At 72.6% G+C, this 22,640-nt stretch carries 23 protein-coding genes; 6 read left to right on the top strand and 17 right to left on the bottom strand.

Annotated features, from left to right (window positions below; all coding sequences use genetic code 11):
• Nucleotides 1–61 precede the first annotated feature (61 nt).
• Genes ASD16_RS15430 through ASD16_RS15420 form a run of 3 tightly spaced genes read right to left on the bottom strand, consistent with a single transcriptional unit; the run spans nucleotide 62 to nucleotide 4,073 of the window.
• On the bottom strand, nucleotides 62–2,365 hold the full coding sequence (locus ASD16_RS15430) for an excinuclease ABC subunit UvrA (RefSeq protein WP_055919342.1): 2,304 nt from the start codon (nucleotides 2,363–2,365) through the stop codon (nucleotides 62–64).
• On the bottom strand, nucleotides 2,362–3,138 hold the full coding sequence (locus tag ASD16_RS15425) for an ABC transporter permease (protein ID WP_055919339.1): 777 nt from the start codon (nucleotides 3,136–3,138) through the stop codon (nucleotides 2,362–2,364). Before ASD16_RS15425 ends, ASD16_RS15430 begins: the two co-directional genes overlap by 4 nt.
• On the bottom strand, nucleotides 3,135–4,073 hold the full coding sequence (locus tag ASD16_RS15420) for an ATP-binding cassette domain-containing protein (RefSeq protein WP_055919335.1): 939 nt from the start codon (nucleotides 4,071–4,073) through the stop codon (nucleotides 3,135–3,137). The genes ASD16_RS15425 and ASD16_RS15420 overlap by 4 nt, the downstream gene beginning before the upstream one ends.
• An 86-nt stretch (nucleotides 4,074–4,159) precedes the next feature.
• Between ASD16_RS15420 and ASD16_RS15415 the strand changes: the two genes are divergently transcribed.
• Both ASD16_RS15415 and ASD16_RS15410 read left to right on the top strand, forming a co-directional pair.
• A complete protein-coding gene (locus ASD16_RS15415; protein WP_055919331.1) occupies nucleotides 4,160–4,930 on the top strand; it encodes a TetR/AcrR family transcriptional regulator in 771 nt (256 codons plus the stop codon).
• Nucleotides 4,931–4,991: 61 nt separating this feature from the next.
• A complete protein-coding gene (locus ASD16_RS15410; RefSeq protein ID WP_055919328.1) occupies nucleotides 4,992–5,252 on the top strand; it encodes a GlsB/YeaQ/YmgE family stress response membrane protein in 261 nt (86 codons plus the stop codon).
• Between the two features lie 95 nt (nucleotides 5,253–5,347).
• Here ASD16_RS15410 and ASD16_RS22390 read toward each other — a convergent pair whose 3' ends face one another.
• The 3 genes from ASD16_RS22390 to ASD16_RS15395 all read right to left on the bottom strand — a co-directional run bounded on the left by ASD16_RS22390 (nucleotide 5,348) and on the right by ASD16_RS15395 (nucleotide 10,223).
• Nucleotides 5,348–7,273: a glycoside hydrolase family 11 protein gene (locus tag ASD16_RS22390; RefSeq protein ID WP_055919325.1), complete on the bottom strand. Its 1,926-nt coding sequence runs from the start codon at nucleotides 7,271–7,273 to the stop codon at nucleotides 5,348–5,350.
• 190 nt (nucleotides 7,274–7,463) lie between these two features.
• Nucleotides 7,464–8,441, bottom strand: a complete 978-nt coding sequence (locus ASD16_RS15400) for an NAD(P)-dependent alcohol dehydrogenase (RefSeq protein ID WP_055919322.1) — start codon at nucleotides 8,439–8,441, stop codon at nucleotides 7,464–7,466.
• Between the two features lie 93 nt (nucleotides 8,442–8,534).
• The gene (locus ASD16_RS15395; protein ID WP_055919319.1) at nucleotides 8,535–10,223 is read right to left on the bottom strand and encodes a cellulase family glycosylhydrolase; all 1,689 of its coding nucleotides are present in this window, start codon (nucleotides 10,221–10,223) and stop codon (nucleotides 8,535–8,537) included.
• 181 nt (nucleotides 10,224–10,404) lie between these two features.
• On the opposite strand from ASD16_RS15395, the gene ASD16_RS15390 reads away from it, so the two are divergent.
• Nucleotides 10,405–10,926 (top strand): hypothetical protein, encoded by a 522-nt coding sequence (locus tag ASD16_RS15390; protein WP_055919316.1) that lies wholly within the window; start codon nucleotides 10,405–10,407, stop codon nucleotides 10,924–10,926.
• A 20-nt stretch (nucleotides 10,927–10,946) separates the two neighbouring features.
• Here ASD16_RS15390 and ASD16_RS15385 read toward each other — a convergent pair whose 3' ends face one another.
• The 3 genes from ASD16_RS15385 to ASD16_RS15375 all read right to left on the bottom strand — a co-directional run bounded on the left by ASD16_RS15385 (nucleotide 10,947) and on the right by ASD16_RS15375 (nucleotide 12,554).
• A complete protein-coding gene (locus ASD16_RS15385; protein ID WP_055919313.1) occupies nucleotides 10,947–11,150 on the bottom strand; it encodes a helix-turn-helix transcriptional regulator in 204 nt (67 codons plus the stop codon).
• Nucleotides 11,150–11,647 (bottom strand): DUF2975 domain-containing protein, encoded by a 498-nt coding sequence (locus ASD16_RS15380; protein WP_055919308.1) that lies wholly within the window; start codon nucleotides 11,645–11,647, stop codon nucleotides 11,150–11,152. The genes ASD16_RS15385 and ASD16_RS15380 overlap by 1 nt, the downstream gene beginning before the upstream one ends.
• A gap of 76 nt (nucleotides 11,648–11,723) precedes the next feature.
• Complete coding sequence (locus ASD16_RS15375; RefSeq protein WP_055919305.1) at nucleotides 11,724–12,554, bottom strand: CPBP family intramembrane glutamic endopeptidase; 831 nt, start codon at nucleotides 12,552–12,554, stop codon at nucleotides 11,724–11,726.
• A 213-nt stretch (nucleotides 12,555–12,767) separates the two neighbouring features.
• Here ASD16_RS15375 and ASD16_RS15370 point away from each other — a divergent pair, with 213 nt between their 5' ends.
• Nucleotides 12,768–13,580 carry an SDR family oxidoreductase gene (locus ASD16_RS15370; protein WP_055919302.1) on the top strand — a complete coding sequence of 271 codons (813 nt, stop codon included), beginning with the start codon at nucleotides 12,768–12,770 and terminating at the stop codon, nucleotides 13,578–13,580.
• Here ASD16_RS15370 and ASD16_RS15365 read toward each other — a convergent pair.
• From ASD16_RS15365 to ASD16_RS15355, 3 genes are read right to left on the bottom strand one after another with little or no spacing between them, the layout of a single operon-like run.
• Complete coding sequence (locus ASD16_RS15365) at nucleotides 13,570–15,201, bottom strand: glycoside hydrolase family 9 protein (protein ID WP_055919299.1); 1,632 nt, start codon at nucleotides 15,199–15,201, stop codon at nucleotides 13,570–13,572. The two genes, ASD16_RS15370 and ASD16_RS15365, sit on opposite strands and share 11 nt — an antisense overlap.
• Nucleotides 15,198–16,382, bottom strand: coding sequence for an RNA polymerase sigma factor (locus ASD16_RS15360; protein WP_055920578.1), 1,185 nt, complete (start codon nucleotides 16,380–16,382; stop codon nucleotides 15,198–15,200). Before ASD16_RS15360 ends, ASD16_RS15365 begins: the two co-directional genes overlap by 4 nt.
• Entirely contained in the window at nucleotides 16,379–16,819 is a 441-nt protein-coding gene (locus ASD16_RS15355; RefSeq protein ID WP_055919294.1) for a YciI family protein, read from the bottom strand. Before ASD16_RS15355 ends, ASD16_RS15360 begins: the two co-directional genes overlap by 4 nt.
• 98 nt (nucleotides 16,820–16,917) lie before the next feature.
• Here ASD16_RS15355 and ASD16_RS15350 point away from each other — a divergent pair, with 98 nt between their 5' ends.
• Together ASD16_RS15350 and ASD16_RS15345 are read left to right on the top strand one after the other, a co-directional pair.
• Nucleotides 16,918–17,268 (top strand): hypothetical protein, encoded by a 351-nt coding sequence (locus ASD16_RS15350; protein ID WP_055919291.1) that lies wholly within the window; start codon nucleotides 16,918–16,920, stop codon nucleotides 17,266–17,268.
• Entirely contained in the window at nucleotides 17,265–17,882 is a 618-nt protein-coding gene (locus ASD16_RS15345; protein WP_055919289.1) for a uridine kinase, read from the top strand. The genes ASD16_RS15350 and ASD16_RS15345 overlap by 4 nt, the downstream gene beginning before the upstream one ends.
• A gap of 8 nt (nucleotides 17,883–17,890) precedes the next feature.
• Here ASD16_RS15345 and ASD16_RS15340 read toward each other — a convergent pair whose 3' ends face one another.
• The 5 genes from ASD16_RS15340 to ASD16_RS15320 are packed head-to-tail and all read right to left on the bottom strand — an operon-like array spanning nucleotide 17,891 to nucleotide 22,638.
• Nucleotides 17,891–19,390 (bottom strand): hypothetical protein, encoded by a 1,500-nt coding sequence (locus tag ASD16_RS15340; RefSeq protein WP_055919287.1) that lies wholly within the window; start codon nucleotides 19,388–19,390, stop codon nucleotides 17,891–17,893.
• Nucleotides 19,351–20,574 (bottom strand): hypothetical protein, encoded by a 1,224-nt coding sequence (locus ASD16_RS15335; RefSeq protein WP_055919285.1) that lies wholly within the window; start codon nucleotides 20,572–20,574, stop codon nucleotides 19,351–19,353. Before ASD16_RS15335 ends, ASD16_RS15340 begins: the two co-directional genes overlap by 40 nt.
• Complete coding sequence (locus ASD16_RS15330; RefSeq protein ID WP_055919282.1) at nucleotides 20,571–21,275, bottom strand: hypothetical protein; 705 nt, start codon at nucleotides 21,273–21,275, stop codon at nucleotides 20,571–20,573. Before ASD16_RS15330 ends, ASD16_RS15335 begins: the two co-directional genes overlap by 4 nt.
• On the bottom strand, nucleotides 21,272–21,814 hold the full coding sequence (locus tag ASD16_RS15325; protein WP_157453963.1) for a hypothetical protein: 543 nt from the start codon (nucleotides 21,812–21,814) through the stop codon (nucleotides 21,272–21,274). Before ASD16_RS15325 ends, ASD16_RS15330 begins: the two co-directional genes overlap by 4 nt.
• 41 nt (nucleotides 21,815–21,855) lie before the next feature.
• Nucleotides 21,856–22,638, bottom strand: a complete 783-nt coding sequence (locus ASD16_RS15320; RefSeq protein ID WP_055919276.1) for an MBL fold metallo-hydrolase — start codon at nucleotides 22,636–22,638, stop codon at nucleotides 21,856–21,858.
• Nucleotides 22,639–22,640: the final 2 nt, after the last annotated feature.

The raw sequence follows: 22,640 nt of genomic DNA, 5'->3' as shown, positions 1-22,640 counted from the left end.
GGTCCGGCGCGAGAACGTCGGTGCGCACCCACGATCTCGGGTCGAACCCACGATCTCGTCGCTAGCGCGGGAGGCCGTGCCGGCGGGCCAGGTGCTCGCCGGTGAGGGAGTCCTGGACGGCCACCAGGTCGGCCGGGGGGCCGGCGAAGACGACGCGTCCGCCGGCGGCACCCGCGCCGGGGCCGAGGTCGAGCACGTGGTCGGCGCGGGAGATCACGTCGAGGTTGTGCTCGATGACGATGACCGTGGACCCGGCGTCGACGAACCGGTCGATGAGCCCGATGAGCCGGTCGACGTCGGACATGTGCAGGCCGGTGGTCGGCTCGTCGAGGACGTAGACGTCGGCGGGTGAGGCCAGCTCGATGGCCAGCTTGAGCCGCTGCCGCTCGCCCCCGGACAGGGTGGACAGCGGCTGGCCGAGGGTCAGGTAGCCGATGCCGACGTCGTCCATGGCGGCGAGCGTGGAGGCGAGGGCCTTCTCGGAGCGGTCGACGAAGAACTCCCGGGCCTCCACCACCGACATCTCCAGGACGTCCGCGATCGACTGCCCGCGCAGCGTGTAGCCGAGCACCTCCTCGGTGTACCGGCGCCCGCCGCACACCTCGCACGTCGACTTCATCGGCTCGAAGTTGCCCAGGTCGGTGTAGATGATCCCGAGCCCGCCGCACTCGGGGCAGGCGCCCTCCGAGTTGGCGCTGAACAGGGCGGGCTTGACGCCGTTGGCCTTGGCGAACAGCTTGCGGATGGTGTCGAGCATGCCCGTGTAGGTGGCCGAGTTGGACCGGCGGGAGCCGCGGGTGGTGGCCTGGTCGACCACGACGATGTCAGGGAACCGCTTGGGCAGGACGCCACGGATCAGCGAGCTCTTGCCGGAGCCCGCCACGCCCGTGACGACGGTGAGGACGCCGCGCGGGATGTCGACGGACACGTCCTGCAGGTTGTGCAGGCTCGCGCCCGTGAGGGAGAGCGCACCGTCCGACGAGCGCACCTGAGTCTTCAGCGGCTGGTGGCTGGTGAGGTGGTTGCCGGTGAGGGTGCCCGACGTCCGCAGCCCGTCGAGGCCGCCCGCGTAGACGACCTCACCGCCGGCGCCACCGGCTCCCGGACCCATGTCGATGATGTGGTCCGCGATCTCGATGACCTCGGGCTTGTGCTCGACCACCAGGACGGTGTTGCCCTTGGCCCGCAGCGCGACCAGGAGCTCGTTCATGCGGTGCACGTCGTGCGGGTGCAGCCCGACGGAGGGCTCGTCGAACACGTACGTGACGTCGGTCAGCGCGGAGCCCAGATGCCGGACCATCTTGACCCGCTGCGACTCCCCGCCGGACAGGCTGGTGGACTCGCGGCTGAGGGAGAGGTACCCGAGCCCGATGTGCACCAGGGCGTCGAGCCGGTCCGCCAGGTCGTCGAGCATCGGCCGGTGCTCGGGGGCGTCGAGGCCGCGGATGAACGGCGCCAGGTCGCTGACCTGCAGGTCCGCACACTCCGCGATCGACCGTCCGCCCACCAGCGAACCGCGCGCGGCCTCGTTGAGGCGTGAGCCTCCGCAGGCCGGGCAGGCGCCCCGGGTGGAGATGCGCTCGACCGCGGCCCGCATGTGCGGCTGGAGCTGCTCGGGGTTCTTGGTCAGGTAGAGCCGCTTCAGCTTCGGGACGAGGGCCTCGTACGTGAGCGACATCCCCGAGACGGCGACCTTCGCGCCCTTCTTCGGCGCCTCGTCGGGACCGTAGAGGAACAGCTGGCGCTGCTCGGGCGTGAAGGACCCGACCGGCTGGTCTGCCGGGTAGAACCCGCACTCCGCGTAGACCTTCCAGTACCAGGAGTCGACCTGGAAGTTCGGGAAGTCGATCGCCCCCTCCAGGAGCGACTTGGCCGGGTCGACGAGGGCGTCCTCGTCGATGGCCGCCACGTTCCCGATGCCCTCGCAGTCGGGACACATGCCGCGGGGGTCGTTGAACGAGAACGCGATGGGCGTGCCCAGGTTCGGGACCCCCATCCGGGACCAGACCCGGCGCATCCCGGCGTAGGTGTCGGTCGCGGTGCCGACCGTCGAGCGCGACGAGCCACCCATCGGCTGCTGGTCGACGACGATCGACGCGGTCAGCCCGGTGAGCTCGTCGGCCTCGGGCTGCGGCGACGGCGGCAGGAAGTTCTGGATGAACGCCGAGTGCGTCTCGTTCAGCAGGCGCTGGCTCTCGGCCGCGATGGTGTCGAACGCCAACGACGACTTGCCCGAGCCGGACACCCCCGTGAAGACGGTGATCTGGCGCTTGGGCACGTCGACGTCGACACCCTTGAGGTTGTTCTCCCGACCACCGCGGATCCGGATCGCGTCGTGCACAGAGTTCTCCTTCGAGATCGTCATCGCCCCAGCCGCGCCCAGCGCCGCACGGCCAGTGTCGCAAAGACCGCCGACAGGACGACCGGCCAGACGACCGCCAGCAGCACCACGTTCTCCGACGCCCAGCCCGTGCCCGCCACGGTCGGGTTCCCGAACAGCTCGCGCGTCGCGGCGACGGTCGCCGTGACCGGGTTCCACGCCGACACCGCCTGCAGCCAGCCGGGCATCGTCGAGAGGGGCACGAACGCGTTCGACAGGAAGACGAACGGCCACACGAGGATCTGGACCGCCACCACGCCGCCCTGCCCGCGGAACAGCAGGCCGAGGTAGATCCCGACCCAGAGGAACGCGAACCGCAGGAGCAGCAGCAGGGCTACGCCGGCCAGCGCGTTGCCGATGCCCTCGTGGATCCGCCACCCGATCACCAGACCCGCGACGAGCAGCACGGCGAGGCCGACGACGCTGGCGAGCATGTCCGCGGTCGCCCGACCCAGCAGGACCGCCGCGCGGGACATCGGCAGCGACCGGAACCGGTCGGTCACCCCGCGCTGCACGTCCTGCGACACGTAGGTCATGGTGCTCTCGAGCCCGAACGCCATGGTCACGGCGAGCATCCCGGGGAAGAGGAACTCGATGTAGCCGCCGGGCACGTCGATCGCGCCGCCGAGCAGGAAGCCGAACATCAGCAGCAGCAGGATCGGGAACGCCAGGCCGATGAGCAGGTCCCACGGCTGCCGCCGCCAGTGCCCGAGGTCGCGCAGGGTCACGGTCCAGGAGTCACGCAGCGCCCAGGTCATGAGGCCTCCTTCATCGAGCCGGTCAGGTGCAGGAACACTTCGTCGAGCGTCGGCCGGCGCAGGATCACGTCGTCGACGGCGATCCCGGCGTCGTCGAGCGTCCGGACCACGTGCGTGAGGGCGGCGACGCGGTCCGTGACGGTCGCGGTGACCCGCCGGCCGTCGAGGTCGATCTCGGCGTCGCCGGCGACGGCCCGCAGCGCGGACTGCGCGGCGGGCAGGTCGGCCTCGTCCCGGACGACGACGTCGAGCCGGTCCTGCCCGATCGACGCCTTGAGCGCGTCGGGCGTCCCCTCGGCGGCGACCCGTCCGTGGTTGAGCACCGTCACCTGCGAGGCCAGCTGGTCGACCTCCTCCAGGTACTGCGTGGTGAGCAGCACGGCGGTGCCGCCCGCGACGAGCGCCCGGACCGCCTGCCACACCTCGCGCCGACCGGCGGGGTCCAGGCCGGTGGTCGGCTCGTCGAGCAGCAGCACGGTCGGGTCCAGCACCAGCCCGGCCGCCAGGTCGAGGCGGCGTCGCATCCCGCCGGAGTAGGTGGACACGGGACGGTCGGCGGCGTCGACGAGGTCGAACCGATCCAGCAGCTCGTCGGCCCGTCGACGCGCCTGCCGGGTACCCAGGTGGGACAGCCGCCCGAACATCACGAGGTTGTCCCGGCCGCCGAGGATCTCGTCGACCGCCGCGTGCTGGCCGACGAGGCCGACGTGCCGGCGCACCTGCGCGGCCTGGCGGACCACGTCGTACCCGGCGACGGTCGCCGTGCCGCCGTGCGGGTCCAGCAGCGTGGACAGGATCCGCACGGCGGTTGTCTTGCCGGCGCCGTTCGGGCCGAGCAGCCCGTGCACCGTGCCCGCCTCCACCCGGAGGTCGAGCCCGTCGAGCACCGTCGTCTCGCCGTACCGGCGGGTGAGCCCTGTCGTCCTGATCGCCATGTGTCCTCCTGAAGGCTAGTCGTACAGTGTACGACAAGGAACGCCGAGGGTCACCCGGTTGTTCCCGACGGGGCAGGATGAGGGTCATGACGGAGATCACCGGCACGGGCGACCCGGCCCGCAGCCTGTCCCTGCTGTGGCGGCTGGTGGAGCCGTCCCCCCGCGGCCGCGGTGCCGAGGCGGGGCTCTCCGTCGACCGCGTGGTGGACGCCGCGATCGCGCTCGCGGACGCCGAGGGCCTCGGCGCACTCTCGATGCGACGCCTGGCCGCCGACCTCGGCGTCGGCGCGATGACTCTCTACACCTACGTCCCGGCGAAGGCCGAGCTGCTCGACCTCATGGTCGACACCGCGCTCGGCGAGTTCCCGTCGCTGTACACCCCGGCGGCCGACCACTGGCGTGCCCGCCTCGAGGCGGTCGCTCGGGCGAGCTGGGCGCAGTACGAGCGGCACCCGTGGCTGCTGCAGGTCGCCGCGTCGGGTCGTCCGCCGCTCGGCCCCGGCGTGCTCACCAAGTACGAGCTCGGCCTCCGAGCGGTGGACGGAACGGGTCTCGACGAGGTCGCGATGGACGCCGTGTTCACGCTGATCGAAGGGTTCGTCGCCGGGACCGCACGGGGGGTGGTCGACCAGGTCGCCGCCGAGCAGGCCACGGGGATCACCGAGACCGAGTGGTGGGAGGCCACCGCTCCGATCCTCGACCGCGTGTTCGACCCGGAGCGGTTCCCGACGGTCACCCGCGTCGGACCCGTCGCCGGCGAGGCGCAGCAGGCGGCCTACGACCCGCGCCGGGCGTTCGAGTTCGGTCTGGCCCGGCTGCTCGACGGCGTCGCGGTGCTGGTCGACGCCGCGCCGTAGGCGCCAACTCGCCGATCGGGAAGGGCTGCCCGAATAGTCCGCGTGGCCCTAGTCTCGGCCCATGCTCATCCTCGGACTGATCCTGTTCGGCATGCTCATCGGTGCGCTCGCGCAGCTGATCCTCGGTCGCAAGCGCGGCCGGATCGACTGGACGATGGCGATCATCGCGGGGCTCGTCGGCTCCTTCGTCGGCGGCCTGCTGGCCAGCCTCCTGAACGGCGACGGTCTCGAGCTGCGCCCCAGCGGCATCATCGGCTCCATCGTCGGCGCGATCATCGTGACCGCGATCTGGCGCTTCGTGGGCGACCGCTCCAAGGCCTGACGCCCGCCCGGGCAACGAGAACGGCAGCCCCCCTCGCGGGAGGCTGCCGTTCCCTCAGCGGTCCGGACCGGCCCTGTCCGTCCGGACCCCCGCCGTCAGCGAGGCGCGCAGGTGGCGCCCGGCGTGGTGTTGTTGCCGTTCTTCAGGATGGTGACGCCGAACGTGTTGGAGCCGGTCGAGGTGACCGTGCGGCCGCTGACGCTCGCGTTCCAGCTGTTCTGGATGCTCTGGCTCCCGTTGAGGCCGAGCGTGACCGTCCAGCTGCTGGCGCCGCTGACCGTGTAGCTCACGTTGAACCGGTCGGACCACTCCTCCGCCCGGGTCGCCGTGACGGAGCACGACCCGCTCGAGGGCGGCGGCGTCGTCGACCCGCCTCCGGAGCTGGACGGTGCGACCGCGCGACCCGTGCTGCTCGAGATGTGCCCCGTGCAGAGGTTGCGCGACCTGAGGTCGTTCAGGATGTTCGGCAGCGCCTGCAGGGTCGCCGCGGGCCAGTCGTGCATGAGGATGATCTGGCCGTTGGTGAGGCGGGAGGCCGCCTGTCGGATGGCGTCGGCGCTGGCGTTGTTCCAGTCGTTCGAGTCGATGTCCCAGATGATCTCGCGCAGGCCGAGCGAGGACTCGACGTTCTTGAGGGTCTGGTTGGTCTCGCCGTACGGCGGCCGGAAGAGCGTCGGGGTGACCCCGGCGGTCTGCTGGATCGCGGTCTGGGTGCGGGAGAGCTGCGACTGGATGTCCGACTGGCTCATGTTCACCAGGTGCGGGTGGTCCCAGCTGTGGTTGCCGATCTGCAGGCCGGCGTTCTTGTAGGCCTGCATGAGCGACGCGTTCGACGAGGCGTTGGACCCGGTCGGGAACACGGTCGCCGTGGCGCCCGCGTTGCGCAGCGTGGAGACGAGCTGGTTGGTGGTGCCGGTGTTCGGACCGTCGTCGAACGTCAGCCCGACGTAGCCGGCCGAGCAGCTCGACGAGGTCGGCGGCGGTGTGGAGGTCGTCGGGGTCGGCGTGGGCGTCGAGCCTCCGCCCCCGGACGTCGCGCAGGTGGCCGACGGCGTCGTGTTGTTGCCGTTCTTCATGATGGTGACGCCGAACGTGTTGGAGCCGGTCGAGGTGACCGTCCGGCCGCTGACGCTCGCGTTCCAGCTGTTCTGGACGGTCTGGCTGCCGTTGAGGTTGAGGGTGGCGGTCCAGCTGGTGGCGCCGCTGACGGTGTAGCTCACGTTGAAGCGGTCGGACCACTCCTCGGCGCGCGTGGCGGTGATGGAGCAGCCGCCCGTGTTGCCGCCACCGCCGGTGGGGGGAGGCGTGGTGGTCTGGCCGCCGGAGCCCTCGCTGACGGTGATGTTCGAGTTCCCGCTGCTCTGGTAGCCCTCGGTCGCCATGATCATGTAGTTGTGGTTGCCGAGGTTCATGCCCTTGGACGCCCACGCGTCGAAGTGGTTGCCCGACGTGATGGTGCCGCCGGTCTTCTTCGACTGCCGCACGCTCCAGTACTGGTAGAACGTCGAGTTGTCGCCCTCGATGGACGGCTTGTTCACGCGCTGGGTGCGGTAGATGTCGTACGTGCCGCCGTCGCTGTTCACGGTGCCCATGAAGGTGCCCGTGGGTCGGTAGGTGCCCCAGTTGTCGACGATGTAGTACTCGACGAGCGGGTTGGTGGTCCAGCCGTAGAGGGTCAGGTAGGCGTTGCCCGACGGGTTGAAGCTGCCGGAGTAGTTGACGGTCTTGCGCCCGCCGGTCTGCCAGCCCTTGCCCGCCACGAAGTTGCCGGTGTTGCTCCACTGGGTGGAGTACTGGCCGCCGGAGCCCATGTCCATGGAGACGGTTCCCTGGCTGTCGGTCCAGAACGAGTAGAAGTACCCGTTGTTGGTGCCGGTCCCGTTCGTCGAGATGGCGCTGGCGGGGGCGGCGACGGCGAGGCCGACGGCGACCATGGCGCCGGCCGCGATGAATGCCATCAGGGCGCGGAAGGGGCGCCGCCGGTCGGGCGCCCCCCGCGTGTGGGCGATACTTTCGAGCATCAGACACTCCTTTGTGCGTGGGGAGCTGCGCGGGCGGCCCTCGAAGGGCGCCGGCGCCGTACCGACGCGCAGGCGGGAGCAAGGCGTCGATAACGTTATCGACGCCAGTGTGCAGCGCTACCCGTGCGCCGGGAACACCTGGGCGCAGGAACGAAGCGTTTAGGATCTGCCATTCGAAAGTATCGGAAACTCAGAGCGCGTCCGGGGTGATCCCGACGACGACGTTCCCGCGCTTGCGCCCGCTCTCCACGTACTGGTGCGCCGCCACGATGTCGGCCAGCGGGACCGTGCGGTCGATCACGACCTCGAGTGCGTCGTCGGCGAGCAGTCCCGCCACGAACGCCATCGACGCGTTCTTGTCGACCGACATGCCCGACAGCACCCGTCGTCCGCGACCGAGCCGCGTCACGAGCGACAGCACCGTGCTCACCGGACCGGTCGCCGTCGACATGTAGCAGCCGCGCTCGGTGAGCGACCCCCGGGACCGCGCGAACGAGCTGCGGCCCACGGTGTCGAAGATGACGTCGTAGCGCTCGCCGGTCGTCGTGAAGTCCTCACGCGTGTGGTCGACGACGTGGTCGGCTCCGAGTGACCGGACGAGGTCGGCGTTCCGGCCGCTGCACACCCCGGTGACCTCGGCGCCGAACCGGTGCGCGAGCTGCACGGCGTACGTGCCGATGCTCCCCGACGCCCCGACGACGAGGACCCGCTGGCCCGCGCGGACGTGCGCCTTGCCCTGCAGGAAGTACAGCGCGGTCGTGGAGCCGTCGACCGCGGCCGCCGCTCGCGCGAACGGCACCCCGGCCGGCTTGGGCGCGAACGACGCGGACTGCGGCAGGCACAGGTACTCCGCCGCGGCGCCGAGCCGGAAGCCGGTGAACCCGAAGACCTCGTCGCCGGGCGCGCAGCGCGTCACGTCCGACCCGACCTCGACCACCTGGCCCGCGAACTCCAGCCCGAGCCGCCGCATCCGCCGCCGCGGCCGGAGGAAGCCGAGGATGACGCGCCCCCACAGCGGCCGGCCCCGCCGCATGTGGCACTCGGCGGCGGTCACGGTGGTGGCGTGGACCCGGATCAGCACCTCGCCGGAGCGTGGCGTCGGCCGCGGCCGGTCCACCACCTCGAGGACCTCGGGCGGGCCGAACCGGGTGTACTCAGCGGCCTTCACGGGACCACCTGGCCGGGGAGCGGGCCGTTCGTCCGGATCGGCATCGCCGGAACGTAGCAGCCCGGTGCGGGCGACCGCACCGGGCTGCTCGGGTCAGCCGATGCTGCCGACCACCGCCGTCCCGGTCCTGACCACGGTGTACGTGACCGTCGCGCCGCTCCAGAAGTGGAACGTGAGCACCACGGGGGAGCCGTCGGCGACCTCGGCGAAGAACGCCGGCCGCAGCAGGATCGTGCCGGTCGAGGCGTCGGGGGCGAAGGTCACGTCGAACTCCTTGAACGACGTCCACCCGTGCGGGCCGGCGTTGGAGCCGTCGAGGTAGCGGGCCTCCATGGTGGCCAGGCGGTCGCCGCGGAAGTCGGTCGGGACCGCGAACGCGTCGGTCGTCCCCGTCGCGTCGGAGAGGACCGGGGTGTCCGCGTTGACGACCTCGATGGACCACGGCACGCCCTGCGAGAACCGTGCCACCAGCTCCGCGCTGGTCCCGTAGGCACCCGTGCCGGACAGGCGCTGCAGCAGCGCGGCCGGGAGGGTCAGCGTGCTGCCGGAGAGCTGGTAGTCCTTGCCCTTCCTGAGCTTCTGCCTCCCCAGCGACAGGTCCCGGAACGTGGTGCCGTTGAGGTTCAGGGTGACGGTCTGCTCGGTCACGGCACCCGGGTGCACGAACACCTGGTCGGTCGACGCCGTGCCGGAGCGCTTCTTCCAGCTCGACGACATCTGCGCGAACAGCTCCGGGTCCCGCCACGTGAACGCGGTGCGGTCGAGGTGCTGGCCGTTGTCCCAGAGCATCGTCGTGACACCCGTGGTGCGCGCCTGGTGCCCCAGGTGCTCGAAGAACTTCAGCTTCTCGCCCTGCTCGATGGTGCCGGTGTGCCGGTCGAACCCCAGCAGCCCGTACTCGCCGAGGATCACGGGGATGCCGCGCGCGACGAGGGTGTCGTGCACCCGCGCGAAGGCGTCCGTGGCGTCCTGCTGGGCGGTCGCGTCGAACCGGGTGCCGCCCGCCACGTTCACGCTGAACGGCCAGTAGCCGTAGTAGTGGAAGGTCGCGGCGAGGTTGGCGTCGTCGAGCGCGTCGAACGTCGAGACGAGGGAGTCGAGCCGCGCCTGGCCGGAGTCCGTGTGCAGCGTCGGCAGCACCAGGACGCGGTCGGCGTTCTTCCCGCCCGAGGCACGCACCACCTGGTGGAACGCGACGTTGAGCTCGTCGAGCAGCGCGTACTCCTGCGCCTCCCCGGTCGACCCGGAGAACTGCGGCTCGTTGATGCTCTCGAACAGCAGGGTGCGCGGGTGGTCGCGGAACCGCTCCGCGAGCTGCTCCCACGTGGCCGTGAACTGGGCGAGCACCTCGTCGTGGCGCGCGGGCATCGCGTTGGTCCACATCCACGAGTCGTGGTGCAGGTCGAGCAGCACGGACAGGTGCTCGTCGAGGGCCCAGTCCACGACCTCCTCGACGCGGTCCAGCACGGCGGGGTCGATCGCGTAGTCCGGGGCGGGGCCCTCGTGCTGGCCGAGGGTCACGGGGATGCGCACGCTGCGGAAGCCGTTCTCCTGCACCTCGCTCAGCAGCTCCTGGGTGACGCGCGGGTTGCCCCAGGCGGTCTCGTCGGCACCGACGGCGTCGAAGGTGTTGCCCAGGTTCCAGCCGGGCTGCATCGCAGCGACGACCTTGGCGGCCGACCGCGGAGCGCGCTCGACTGCCTGCGCGGGGCCGGCGAGCCCGGCCGTGAGTGCTGCCGCCGCCGCGAGTGCCGTGAGGGTGGTCCAGAGGGGTCGTGTCACGTGCGTGCCCTTCGTCGGATGGTCACGCTCGACAGGGCGGCCGGCTCTCCGTCGAGCGTCGCGCTCGTCATCGAAGCGCTTCGACCGGAGTGTAGGGATACGACGTCCGCGCAGGAAGGGGGCGAAACGGATAGGACGTTCGGCCCGCGACGGCGCAGGCGATCTGCGCGACGGTGGGTCCATGGCTGCACTCCTCGTCTTCGAGTCGATGTACGGAAGCACTGCTGCGGTCGCCGAGGCGGTCGCGGCCGGGCTGGCCGACCTGCGGATCCCGGTCACGATGTGCGAGGTGGGTGTGGCGGGGATCCCGACGTACTCCACCCGTCCGAGCCTGCTCGTCGTGGGCGCACCGACCCACCAGCGCGGCCTGTCCACCCCTCGCACCCGGGAGGCGGCGCGCGGCGACGTTCCCCGGACCGTGTCCCGCGGTGACGGTGTGCGCGAGTGGCTGGACCTGCTGGTCGCACAGGCCTCGGGCCAGGCCGTCGCGGTCTTCGACACCGCGCTCGCGGGGCGGCTCGCGGGGTCGGCCGCGCACGCGATCGGCAAGCGGCTCACCCGGGCGGGGGCGGAGCTCGTCATGCCGCCCGAGTCGTTCACCGTCACCGGCCGCACCAGCGGTCTCCTGCCCGACGAGCTGGAGGAGGCGCGCTCGTGGGGCCGGAGCCTCGCGCTGTTCGCCGCCGCGGCCGCCGCTCGATGACGTCCGTGCGGTGTCGGTAGTCAGACCTCCCGGCGCAGGAGGTCCCCCGGCTGGCACTCCAGCACCTCGCAGAGGGCCTCGAGCGTGGTGAACCGGACGGCCTTCGCTCGCCCGTTCTTCAGCACCGCGAGGTTGGCGGGCGTGATGCCGACGCGGTCGGCCAGCTCCCCGACGGACATCTTGCGGCGCGCGAGCATGACGTCGACGTCGACGACGATCGGCATCAGATCACCTCGTCGAGCTCGGCGCGCAGGGTGGTCGCCGTGGTGTCCAGGGCCACGGCCTTGGCCAGCAGCACCCGCAGCACGAGCACCAGCAGCGCGATGCCCGCGGTGCCCATGCCGCCGATCACGATGAGCAGCACGATCCCGGGCGCCACCGCCTCGCCGGGCGCGAGGACGAACGACAGGACCACCGCGAGCAGGGTCGCCGCGACCGCTGCGCCGATGATGACGTCGACGTACCGGAACGCGGCGGCGCCGAACACCGTGTCCCGGCGGACCATCGTGAGCAGCTGCCAGATGCAGATGAGCGCGACCTGCACGGCGAGCACGCCGAGGAACAGCACGATCACGACGGGCCAGCGCAGGTGGCCGACCTCGGCACCGCCGTCGTCGATGTCGCGGCCGATGGCGGGGATGACCATGCCCTGCACCACCAGCAGGCCGGCGAACATCAGCGTGATCACCGCCCGCAGGGCGAGGATGGCGAGTCGACCCATGGTGGAGCTCCTTCATGCGATCTATTGATTAACGATAGAAAACTATCGTTTCACAAGAGGGATCGCAAGGTGCGCATCAGGTCTGGCTCCGCTGGACGCGGCCGCGGACGAAGATCAGCCCGACGATCGCGATCAGGATGAAGATCATGTTGGACGGCCCGGCGAGCGTCAGGAGCTCGCTCTGCGGGCCCGAGTGGACCTCGTCGATCCCGCCGGTCGCGAGGAACAGCGTGGGGTCGTAGAGGCCGTGGATGAGCATCGGCCAGGTCAGGTTCCCCGTCGCCCGCAGGGTCAGGTACATGCAGATGCCGAACCCGAAGGCGAAGACGACGGTCAGCGCGACCGTGGCGATCTCCTGGCCGGACAGGATGTTCGAGGCGTGCAGCAGGCCGAAGATCAGCGACGAGACCACCATCACCACCCACTCGGACTTCCCCGCGTCGCGCAGCATCTTCACCGCGATGCCACGCGTGAGGATCTCCTCCACGAAGCCCACGAGCAGGCCGGACACGAAGGTGATCGCGACGACGCCGGCCGCGTACGAGGCGTAGTCGATGCCGAGCAGCCGCAGCACGATCGCTGCCACGACGGCGACCGGCGCGAGCCACATCCACCACCGGCCGCCGATCGGCTGGCGCGCGAACAGTGCCGGGAACCAGTGCAGCGAGGCGACGAACGCGATCAGCACGACAGCGCCGATGGCGAGCGGGAGGAACAGGCCGAAGATGACGCTCTGCGGGGTCGCGAACAGGTCCTCGGAGTCGACCTGGTCGCCGAAGAGGGCGCCGACGAGCTGGCCGCCCGCCAGGTAGAGGGCCAGGTACACGACGGCGACGAGTACCGCTCGCCACCACCCGCCCCGGTTCCAGAACGAGCTCCATCCGGAGGTCGGTGAGGGAGTGGTCACGGGCAGGCTCCTCGTCTCGGGGCTCGTCGTGGCGTGGCACGCACCACTGGAACCCACCCTGAACGACGACGCGCCACGCCGCACTCGGACCGTCCGTGCGGTCGCTGATCGGCGGCGCCTGAGCTGGTCGGCGCCGAACCCCGCGCAAGCACGGCCCCGATCCGGTCCGGGGCAGTACGGTCGGCGCACGGGATCGGCAGGGGGCGCCGGGCGATGAAGGTGACAGGGACGACGGTCGTCGTGACGGGGGCCGGCGACGGCATCGGCCGCGAGCTGGTGCTGGGGCTGCTCACGAGAGGGGCCAGGGTCGCGGCGGTCAGCAGGTCCGCGGAGCACCTGCAGGAGACGGCGACGCGTGCGGGCCGCGCGGCCGACCGGGTGTCCGTCCACGCCCTCGACGTCGCCGACCGACAGGCCGTCGAGGCGCTCCCCGCCGCCGTCGTCGCGGAGCACGGCCAGGTCGACGGCCTGATCAACTGTGCAGGCATCATCCAGCCGTTCGTCCCCCTGCTCGACCTGGAGTACGCCGACATCGAGCGGGTCATGGCCGTGAACTTCTGGGGACCGGTGCACACGACGAAGGCGTTCCTGCCGCACCTCGTCGCCCGGCCACGGGCGCACCTGGTCAACGTGTCGAGCATGGGCGCGTTCCTGCCGGTCCCCGGGCAGACCGCCTACGGTGCGTCGAAGGCCGCGCTCCAGCTCCTCACGGAAGGGCTCCATGCCGAGCTGGCCGACACGTCGGTGTCCGTCACGGTCGTGTTCCCGGGTGCGACGCGCACCGGGATCGTCGAGAACTCGGCGGTGCGCCCGCCGGAGATCTCTGGCGCGGCGGCCCGGCGCCTGGAGAGGACGATGACCTCGGCGTCGACCGCCGCGCGTCGCATCCTCGACGCCGTCGAGCGGGACGCCTACCGGGTCACCATCGGCAAGGATGCGGCCGTCATGGACGTCCTCGCGCGCCTGGCGCCCGAGCGAGCGGCTCGCCTGGTCCGCACGAGGATGAAGGCGCTGCTCAGCACGTGAGGAACGCGGCGACCCAGACGAGCGGGGCGTTCCAGCGGATGCACACGTCGTTGGTCACCTCGGACGTGGGTTCATCGAGGTAGCAGAGCTGCGGCGGCAGCCCCACGAGGCGCCGGTCGTAGGGGAAGTCCGGCGCGGGGACCGAGTTCGCTCCGCCTGCCAGGGCGCCCGGCGGAGGCGGCGGCAGCGACGGGTCGAGGTCGTGGCCGAACTGCCGGGTGCGCTGGTGGTGGCTGTGGTCGGGGCCGTAGCCGGTGACGTAGCTCTGCCCGAGGGCGTTGCGGCCCAGCAGGTAGTCCGTCCCGGCGGCGACGGCGTCCCGGTAGACGGTGTCACCGGTGACCCGGTGGGCCACGCCGAGCACGACGAGGTTGTTCAGGATCCGGCCGTTCGAGCCCCAGCTCCACCCGTCGGCGGGCGCGTACGGCTGGCCCCACGGCTGCTGCGCCTGCAGGGCGAGGAGCCGGTCGGCGCCGGCGCGCAGGCTCTGGACCACCCGGTCGTGGTCGGCGAGCCCGTCGCCGTGCAGCGCCAGGTCGAGCCGGGCCGTGGCGCTGACGGCATCGAAGTCGAAGCCCGCGGCGTCGAAGGGATCGGTGGCGTGCTCGGGGCTGCGCAGGACCTCGGCCTGGTAGGCGTGGTCACCGGTCGCCAGCCACAGCTCGGCGGCCGCCCAGTACAGGTCGTCGCCGACCGCGCTGTCGTCGTACGGGCCGCCACCGTGGCGGGCGTGGTCGTCGGGCGCGAGGACGTCGGGGTGGCGACGGGCCGCGTCGTAGGCGGACCGTGCCGCCAGCTCCAGCCGGTGGGCGTAGGCCGCGTCGACGGGCCGGAAGTGGCGCGCGCCTGCCGCGGCCGCGGCAGCGAGGTGCAGCGCCGCGGTGGTCGACGGGCGGTGCAGGACGCGCTCGGTCGGGTCCAGGTGCGGCCACCCGGGCAGCGGTGACCAGGTGGTGCCGTGCACGCGGTGGAACGCCAGGCCGGCGAGCGGGCGTCCGGCAGGCACCTGCATCCGCAGCAGCCAGTCGAGCTGCCACCGGCACTCGTCCAGGACGTCGGCGCGGCCCGGAAGGAGGTCGAGCGTGCCCAGCAGCTGCCACACCGCGATCGCCCCGCTGGTCACGTACTTGCCGTAGTCGCCGGCGTCGTACCAGCCGCCCGACACGTCGTACGTGCCGTCGTCGTGCCAGCCGGGGTAGAGCTCCGTGGCTGCTCGGACGGCGGTGTCCGGGTGGCCTGCGGGGCGTTCGTAGCCGGGCACGACGATCTCGGTGCCCGACCGCATGAGCGAGAAGAAGCGCAGGGCGTCGTCGCGCAGGTCGGCGTACAGCCCGGCGTCGACCCGGAACGGATGGCTCCCGGACGGCGACGTGCGGACGTGGAAGGTCCCCTCGGTCAGGATGCCGAGGTCGACCACGTGCACGGGCAGGCCAGAGGTGGGCTCGGGCCGGACGGGCCACGGTGCGGAGCGTCCCCGGTGGACGACGAGACCGTCGTCGCGCACGACGGTGAACGCGACCGGCTCGACCTCCGCCGAGACGAGCGTCGCGTGCATCGGCCGGCCCGGCAGGTACCCGAGCTGGTTGACCCGCACGGCCGGGCGCTGTGCCGCTCCGCTCACGCCGGCCCTCCGGAGAGCCGGGCCACCTGCGCGTCGAGGTACCGGCGCTCCGCCACGTTCGTCGCACGGCCGGACGCCCGCACGTAGTGGGTGAGGGCCAGGTCGCGGTCGCCGGCGAGCTCGTGCAGGTGCGCGCGGAGCTGGTCGACGCGGGGGAGCGTGCCGTCGACGTCGTCGAGGACCGCCAGGCCCGCCGCCGGACCGTGCACCATCGCGGACGCGACCGCCCGGTTGAGCATCACCACGGGACTGCCCGTCATCCGCTCCAGGAGCTCGTACAGCGCGAGGATCTGCGGCCAGTCGGTCGCGTCGGCGTCGGCCGCACGGTCATGGAGCGCCGCGATCGCCGCCTGCAGCTGGTACTCGCCGACGGCGCCCCGGCCGATCGCGCCGTCGAGCAGCGCGGTCCCCTCGGCGATCCGGGCGCGGTCCCACAGGCTGCGGTCCTGGTCGGCGAGGGTCACCGGGGTGCCGGACGCGTCGGTCCGGGCGGGCCGTCGGGCGTCCGTGAGAAGCATCAGGGCGAGCAGGCCGGAGACCTCGGCGTCGTCGTCGGCCGCGTGGACGTGCCGCGCGAGCCGGATCGCCTCGTCGGACAGGTCTGCCCGCGTGAGGTCGGTGTACCCCTCGTTGAACATCAGGTAGAGGACACGCAGGACGCTGCGCAGCCGGGCAGGGCGTTCCTGGGGCGACGGCATCGAGAGCTCCTCGCCCGCGACCCGCTGCTTGGCGCGGCTGATGCGCTGCGCCATGGTCGCCTCGGGGACGAGGAACGCCCGGGCGATCTCCGCGGTGGTCAGCCCGCCGACGGCACGCAGGGTCAGCGCGATCGCGGACGTGGGGGACAGCACCGGGTGGCAGCACAGGAACAGCACGGTCAGGGTGTCGTCGACCTCGGAGGCCGTGCCGGTGTCCGGTTCTATGGCGACACGGACCTCCCGGTCGCGGCGGGCGGTGTCGCTGCGCCACTGGTCGACCATCCGTCGCGACGCGGTCTGCAGCAGCCAGCCGCGCGGCTGCGCGGGCACGCCGTCCACGGGCCAGTGCCGCGCCGCAGCGATCAACGCCTCCTGCACCGCGTCCTCCGCGGCGTCGAAGTCGCCCCACCGGCGCGCGAGCGTGCCGAGGACCTGCGGCGCCAGCTCGCGCAGCAGGTCCTCGACCTCGCGGGAGACGTTCAGCGCGGGTTGCTCGCCGTCTCGAGGTAGGCGTTCATCTCCTCGACGCCCGACGGGCCGTCGTCCATGATCCGGCGCACCTGGATGGGCTGCTGCGTCGGGACGCCGCCGCGGCCGGGCACCGCGGAGACGAGCCCGGCGATCTCCAGCGCACGCTCCTCGGACTCCACGTCGACGATCTGGTAGCCCGCGATCCACTCCTTGAACTCCTGGAACGGACCGTCCGTGATCACCGGCGTGACCCCGTCCGACCGCACGACCTTGGCCAGGTCGGGGCCGGTGAGCACCTCGCCGCCGACGAGCTCACCGTTGGCGGCCAGCTCTGCGTTCAGCCGGCCGTAGTAGTTCAGGTGAGCGGCGACCTCGTCGTCCGTCCACTGGGACATCGGCGACTCGTCGGGACCGCTCTGGAAGTCCACGATCAGCAGGTACCTGGCCATGACTGCTCCTCCTTCGTCGTGCCCAGACTGGCACTCTCACTCGAAGAACGGAGCCCGCTCCCGTTTCTCTACGTGCCGCGCCGGAGTAGGTTCCGCGCATGGACCCGTCGTCCTCGACCCGGATGCCCGGCCGGCTGGTGCCCGCCGGTGGCGGTCACGTGCCCGTGCGCGTCCGAGGGTTCGTCGAGGACGCCGCACCGCCGCGCGCGCGCCATTCGGAGCGCGGGTTCGCCGTGGTGCTGGCGCGCACCGAGCACGACGTGGTCAAGGTCGTCGACGGTTCCACCGTCCTCGGCTACCTGCCCGAAGGGTGGTCTCAGGTGGTCGACTTCGAGCTGTGGTCGGCCGAGCAGGCAGGCGAACCGGCGCTGGCTCGCGCGGTTCTCGAGGGTGCCCGCGGCGAGCGGGACCTGTTCGTCATGCTGGCCTGGCCCCGGCGCAGGGCGTGAGCCTCGACGCGATCGTCGCCCGGCTCCGGTCGGCGGTGCCCGGTGACAGGCGGGTCCTGGTCGCGATCGACGGCGTCGGAGCCAGCGGGAAGACGACGTTCGCCGCGCAGCTCGCCCAGCGCCCCGGCCCACGCCCGGTGATCGTGCTGCACGTCGACGACTTCTTCCACCCCTCGGAGGTCCGGCATGCGAGGGGACGGCACTCACCGGAGGGGTTCTGGCTCGACGCCTACGACTACGACGCACTCGTTGCCCTGACGCTCGCACCCCTGGGACCCGGCGGCTCGGGCCGCTACCGACCCGCGGTCGCGGAGACCGGGACGCGGCAGGCGCCACCTGACGCGCTCGTCCTGGTCGAGGGCACGTTCCTCCACCGCGACGAGCTCAACAGGTTCTGGGACTACTCGATCTACCTCGACGTCCCGTTCGAGGAGGCGACCCGGCGCATGGCGCTCCGAGACGGCGAGCACAGACCGATGGACCGCTACGTCGGAGGCCAGCGCCTGTACTTCGACGCCGCCGCGCCGTGGGAGCGCGCCTCGCTCGTCGTCGACAACCGTGACCCGGGCGAACCCCGGATCGTCGACGCCGCTGCCGTCGTTCGGCTCGGTTGACGGGCGGGTCAGCTCCCTCCGACCGCCGCGACGAGGCGGCGGGCCTCCGTCGCCGTGCGGGTCCGTGACCGGCCGGCCGCCAGCTCGAGGACCGCGGCCGGGGTGTCGCCCCGGCGACCCAGCCGCTCGGCCAGCTGTGCCGCCACCGCGACGATCGCGTGACCCCCGGGGCGGCCCATCAGCTCCGGGAGCGCGGCGAGCACGGCTCGCTGCACGACGTCGGCGGTGCGGTCGTCGATCCCTGCGGCATCGGCCAGGCCGTCCGCCGTCCTCGACAGCATCGGATGGGCGGGCCTGAGCTGGCCGATGGTGATGTGCCCGAACGGGCCCGCGTCGGGGCCGACGGTGCCGAGAACGGCATCTGTGAGCGTGGCGGGGTCGAGCATCCCGCGCGACGCTCCCGCGGCGACCGCCTCGCTCGCGGCCAGGCGGGTCGGCCGGTGCTCGGCGCTCAGCCCCATGACGACCGCCCATGCGCTCGGCCGGCCCCACGGTGCCCGGAGTGTCCCCAGCGAGCGCACGAGCACCTCCACGCTGGTCGTGTCCGGGTCATGCAGGGCCTGGCGCACCGCCTGCTGGAGGTGGGCCACGAGGACGTCAGGATGTGAGGGGAGAGTCGCCGCCCACTGGGCGGGGGAGGAGAGCCCGGACCCGCGCGGCACCCAGGCGCCCCTGGCTCTGTGCGGCTCGACCGTCGCACTCGGGTCGAGCCAGGCGTGGACGGGATCGTCCATCGAGCCGGCGACGGCGCCCGGGTCGTGCCAGATCTTCGCGTCGTAGCCGACGTATCCACCGGCGACGACGCTCTGCTCCCAGTGCGGCGCGCGGGCGACCGCCCGCAACCACGCGGTCAGCTCGGGGGAGTCGCCGGCGGCGAGGAGCCCGTCACGGTCGCGGGGGTGCAGCCGCAGCACCGCCCAGGCGAGGTCGAACCGCTCGAGCGGCAGGCCGTGTGCCGCGCGACCCCGGATCCGGGCGAGCAGCTCGTCGGCGCCGACGGTCCCGTCCTGCGAGGACGGCAGCGACAGGAGAGGTCCGGGCCCTGCGGCGAGATGGGCGAGACGCACGAGACCGAGGCGGCGGGACGTGAGGAAGCCGGGATCGTGCGCCGGGACCACGCGCGTCCACGTGCGCCACGGCGGTGTCCCGTAGCCACTGGGGTACTCCACCGCGTCGGGCGGCAGCTCCTCGCCGAGCGGGGTGGTCCCGTGCACGGTCCGCCCGGCCGCGAGGGGAGGCGTCTCGTGACCGAGCCACGCCGAGGCGACCAGGTGGGCGTCGCGGTCGGGGTCGCTGGCCCACCAGCTCGACGCCGCCCGCTCCGCCCGGCGCCGCACCGGGGTCAGGACGTGGTCGAGCCGGAAGCGGACCATCCCGTCCAGGACGCGCTCGAGCTCCACCGCCGTGGTGCGGACCGGGAGGACCTCCTCCATCAGCACGAGCAGCTCGTCCAGGTCGGCGACGGGCGTCACCGCGTCGAGGACGCCCAGGTCCACGGGGTCGGGCACGGCGGCGACGACGGGCCGGACGGCGGCGACCGGTCCGGGGGCGAGGGGTCCGAGCGCGCGACGCAGCGCGGGCCACGGCTGGGGACCGACGAGTCGATCGTCGCCCGCAGCGTGTCGCGCTGCTCCGGTGCCAGGTCCGACGACCAGCGGCCGAGCGCGGCGGCCAACGCCTCCGCCACGTCGGAGCGCTCGGGGTCGAGCGCGTCCGCGACGGCGTCCGCGGCAGGGGCGACGTCGACGACACCGCGCGCGATGGCGTCGTCGAGGAGCTGCAGGTGGTCACGGATGCGGTTCTTCTTCGGGCCCTGGAGCGCCTCGGTCGTGATGTCGAGGAGGGTGTCAGGGTCGAGAGCTCCGTCGTCCAGCACCCGGCGCACGGTCGAGGCGGCGCGCGCCTGCGCCGGGGGCGACGCTGCGAGCAGGAGCGCGGCGAAGCGACCCTGCCGGCGGCTGACCTCGTCGTCGGTGAGCTCCAGGTGGTCGAGGACCGTCGTGAAGCCCAGGGCCTCGGTCGGCAGCGCGAGGGCGAGCTGGGTCAGGCAGCCATCGATCACCGCGTCGCGACGGTGCGGGTCGAACCCGCCGCACGCCTCGACCAGGGACCGCCACGCACCGCCCGTCCCGTACTTCGCGCGGTAGCCGAGGATCCGGCCCGCGCCCGCGGTGTCCAGCAGCCGCGCGAGCAGGGGTGCGACCACCGCGTCCTCGCGTGCCACCTGCGGCAGGTGGTCCCACGGGTAGGCGTCGAGCACGCCCAGGGTCCACTGGTTCGACGACGGCGGCGCGACGACGCCCGTGCTGACCCAGGCACGGACGAGGTGCCACCCGCCGGCGCGGGACAGGGCGGAGGTGGCGAACCGGCGCTTCCACGCCACCGGGCGCGGGGAGAGCGCCTCGATCTGCTCGTCGAGCGACGCACGTGCCATCGACGCGAAGGACCAGGCGGCGTGCTGCGGCGTCACGGCGGTCCCCAGACGGGCGAGCTGGTACGCCGCCTGACGGTCCCGGCCGGCCACGCTCGTCCAGTCGTCGCCGTTGAGCGCGTACTCCTTCATCAAGGCCGGGCCGAGCACGAGGCGCTCCGCGTCCTTGACGCCACGGACCAGGTCGAGCACCCCGCGGCGGTCCCCCGCCAGGATCGCCTCCCGCAGTGCGGGCGGGATCAGGTCCGTCGTCTCCGTCATCGGGGCATCCCCTCGGTCGGCCCGGGCGAGCCGTCCACCAGCAGGCGGACGGCGAGGACGTGCGCGCACGGCCCGCGCGTGCCCTGGTGGTCGACGTACCACTGGCACGTGCAGCGGTCGCCGCCGGTGGCGAGCCGCACGACGTAGTCGCGCCACCGCCCGCGCACGACGTGGTGGTCGCTCTCGGGCCGGACACCGCCCTGGTCCAGCAGGGCCCGTGCCTTGACCAGCCGCGGCTGCTGGTCGAGGAGGTCGAGGCCGACCGGGAGGAGCCGCGCGAAGTACCGCCCCTCGGCGAGGTCGTACCCGAGCCGCCCGCGCACGGCGTCGGCCGCGGCGGCGGACCGGTCCCCGAGCGACTCCAGCAGCGCGCCCTCGCCCGAGAACCCCCGTGACGTCTCCGGGCTGAGGCCGATGCCGAGCCGGGCGTGGGGCAGGTCGAGCTCCCACCAGGACGCGGCGAGGCGCTCGTCGGCGCCGGCGTACACGCGGACCCCGCGGCTGTGGCGCAGCAGGGGTTCGAGCACGCGGAGCCGTTCGGGTCCGCCGAGCGGGACCGCTCCGGGGGCCGGCATGGAGCCGAGGCGCAGTCCGGCTGCCGTGGGCTGCGCCCAGAACCGGGACCCCGGTGGCGAGCTGGGCGGGAGCCCTCGCAGGAACGTTCGGGCCTGCCGCTGGTCCAGGGTCGCCCGGAGCGTCATGTGGCTCGCCAGGACCTGCAGGTCGGCCAGCGACCGGATCCAGCGGTCGGCAGCGCGACGGTCCGCTCGTGCGACTGCCCGTCGAGCGTCGTCATGAGCAGACCGGTGTCGCCGACCGCCAGGTGCAACGGGTCGCGCGGCAGCACCCCTGCGAGCAACCGGCGCGATCCCGCCCCGAGGTCCACGTTCGTCGTCCCCGCGCGCTGCGTCGTGATGTCCAGCCCGTCGGCGAGCAGGTCGAGCCGCGCGGCGACACCGCAGCAGGCCGACAGGCTCTCGAACCGCACGGTGCCGTCGCCCGTGGTGATGATGGGGTCCGCCAGCTCGGCCAGCTGCGCGGCCGTCATCGGGTCGTAGAAGCGGGTCGCCGCGACCCGCCCGACGAGCAGCAGCGCCGCAGCGACGACGTCCGCCCGCTCGGTGAAGGCGTCGAGGTACGTGCCGGGATCGGTTGTGCTCAGCCCGAGGGCGACGCGCCCGGGGTCGACCGACAGCGACGACGCGCTGCCGTACCGGTAGGTCACGAGGGCAGACGACACGCCCTGGCCATCGGCAGGAGCAGGCCGGGACTGAAGGGCACCTACACGTCGACAGCCCGCGGCTTCCCCGGCTCCGCCCAGACGGTGGTCCCTCCGTCGGGCGCGAGCTCCGGCCGTTCCAGCGCCGCGGCGCTGTCCAGGAAGTGCGACCACCCCTCGTGGTGCACGGGCAGCACGGTGCGCGGCTTCAGCTCCCGGCACAGCTCGCGCCCGTCGGCGACCGTCATCGTGTAGCGCAGCGGGCCGGTCGTGGGGAACCGGACCCCGCCGAGGTGCACGACGACCGTGCCCACCGGCAGCCGCTCCCCGACCCGACGCACCTCCGAGGTCAGCACGGTGTCCCCGGTCACCCACACCGCGCCGTGCTCCTGGCCCTCCCACGTGAGACCGAAGCCGGTGACCGCCCCCACGAGCACCTGGGCGCCGACGGGTCCGTGCCGCCCGGGGGTCGCCGTGACCGTCAGGGTCGGACGGTCGGGATGGGTCAGCGTCGTCGTCTCCCACGCGCGCAGGCCCCGGGCGGGCGCGCCCAGCCGACGCGCGCCGGGCACGGTGGTGAGCACCGTGGGGACACCGGCGAGCATCGCGCGGCCCGCGTCGTCGAGGTTGTCCGCGTGGTGGTCGTGGCTGAGCAGGACCGCGTCGACCGCCCCGACCTCCTCCGCCGACAGCGCTGGGCCGGCCGTCTTGCGCGACGACGTCCCCCAGCCGAACTTGTAGGTCCGGCCGGGGGCGTCGAACGTGGGGTCGGTGAGGATGCGCCAGCCGTCGACCTCGAGGAGCGCCGTCGGGCCGCCGACGTGCGTGAACGTGAGCGTCGACACCG

This window comes from Cellulomonas sp. Root485 (genome assembly GCF_001426705.1).
Lineage (GTDB): Bacteria > Actinomycetota > Actinomycetes > Actinomycetales > Cellulomonadaceae > Cellulomonas.
Note: the sequence above shows the minus strand (reverse complement) of the source record. Positions and strands in the feature narration are given on the sequence as shown.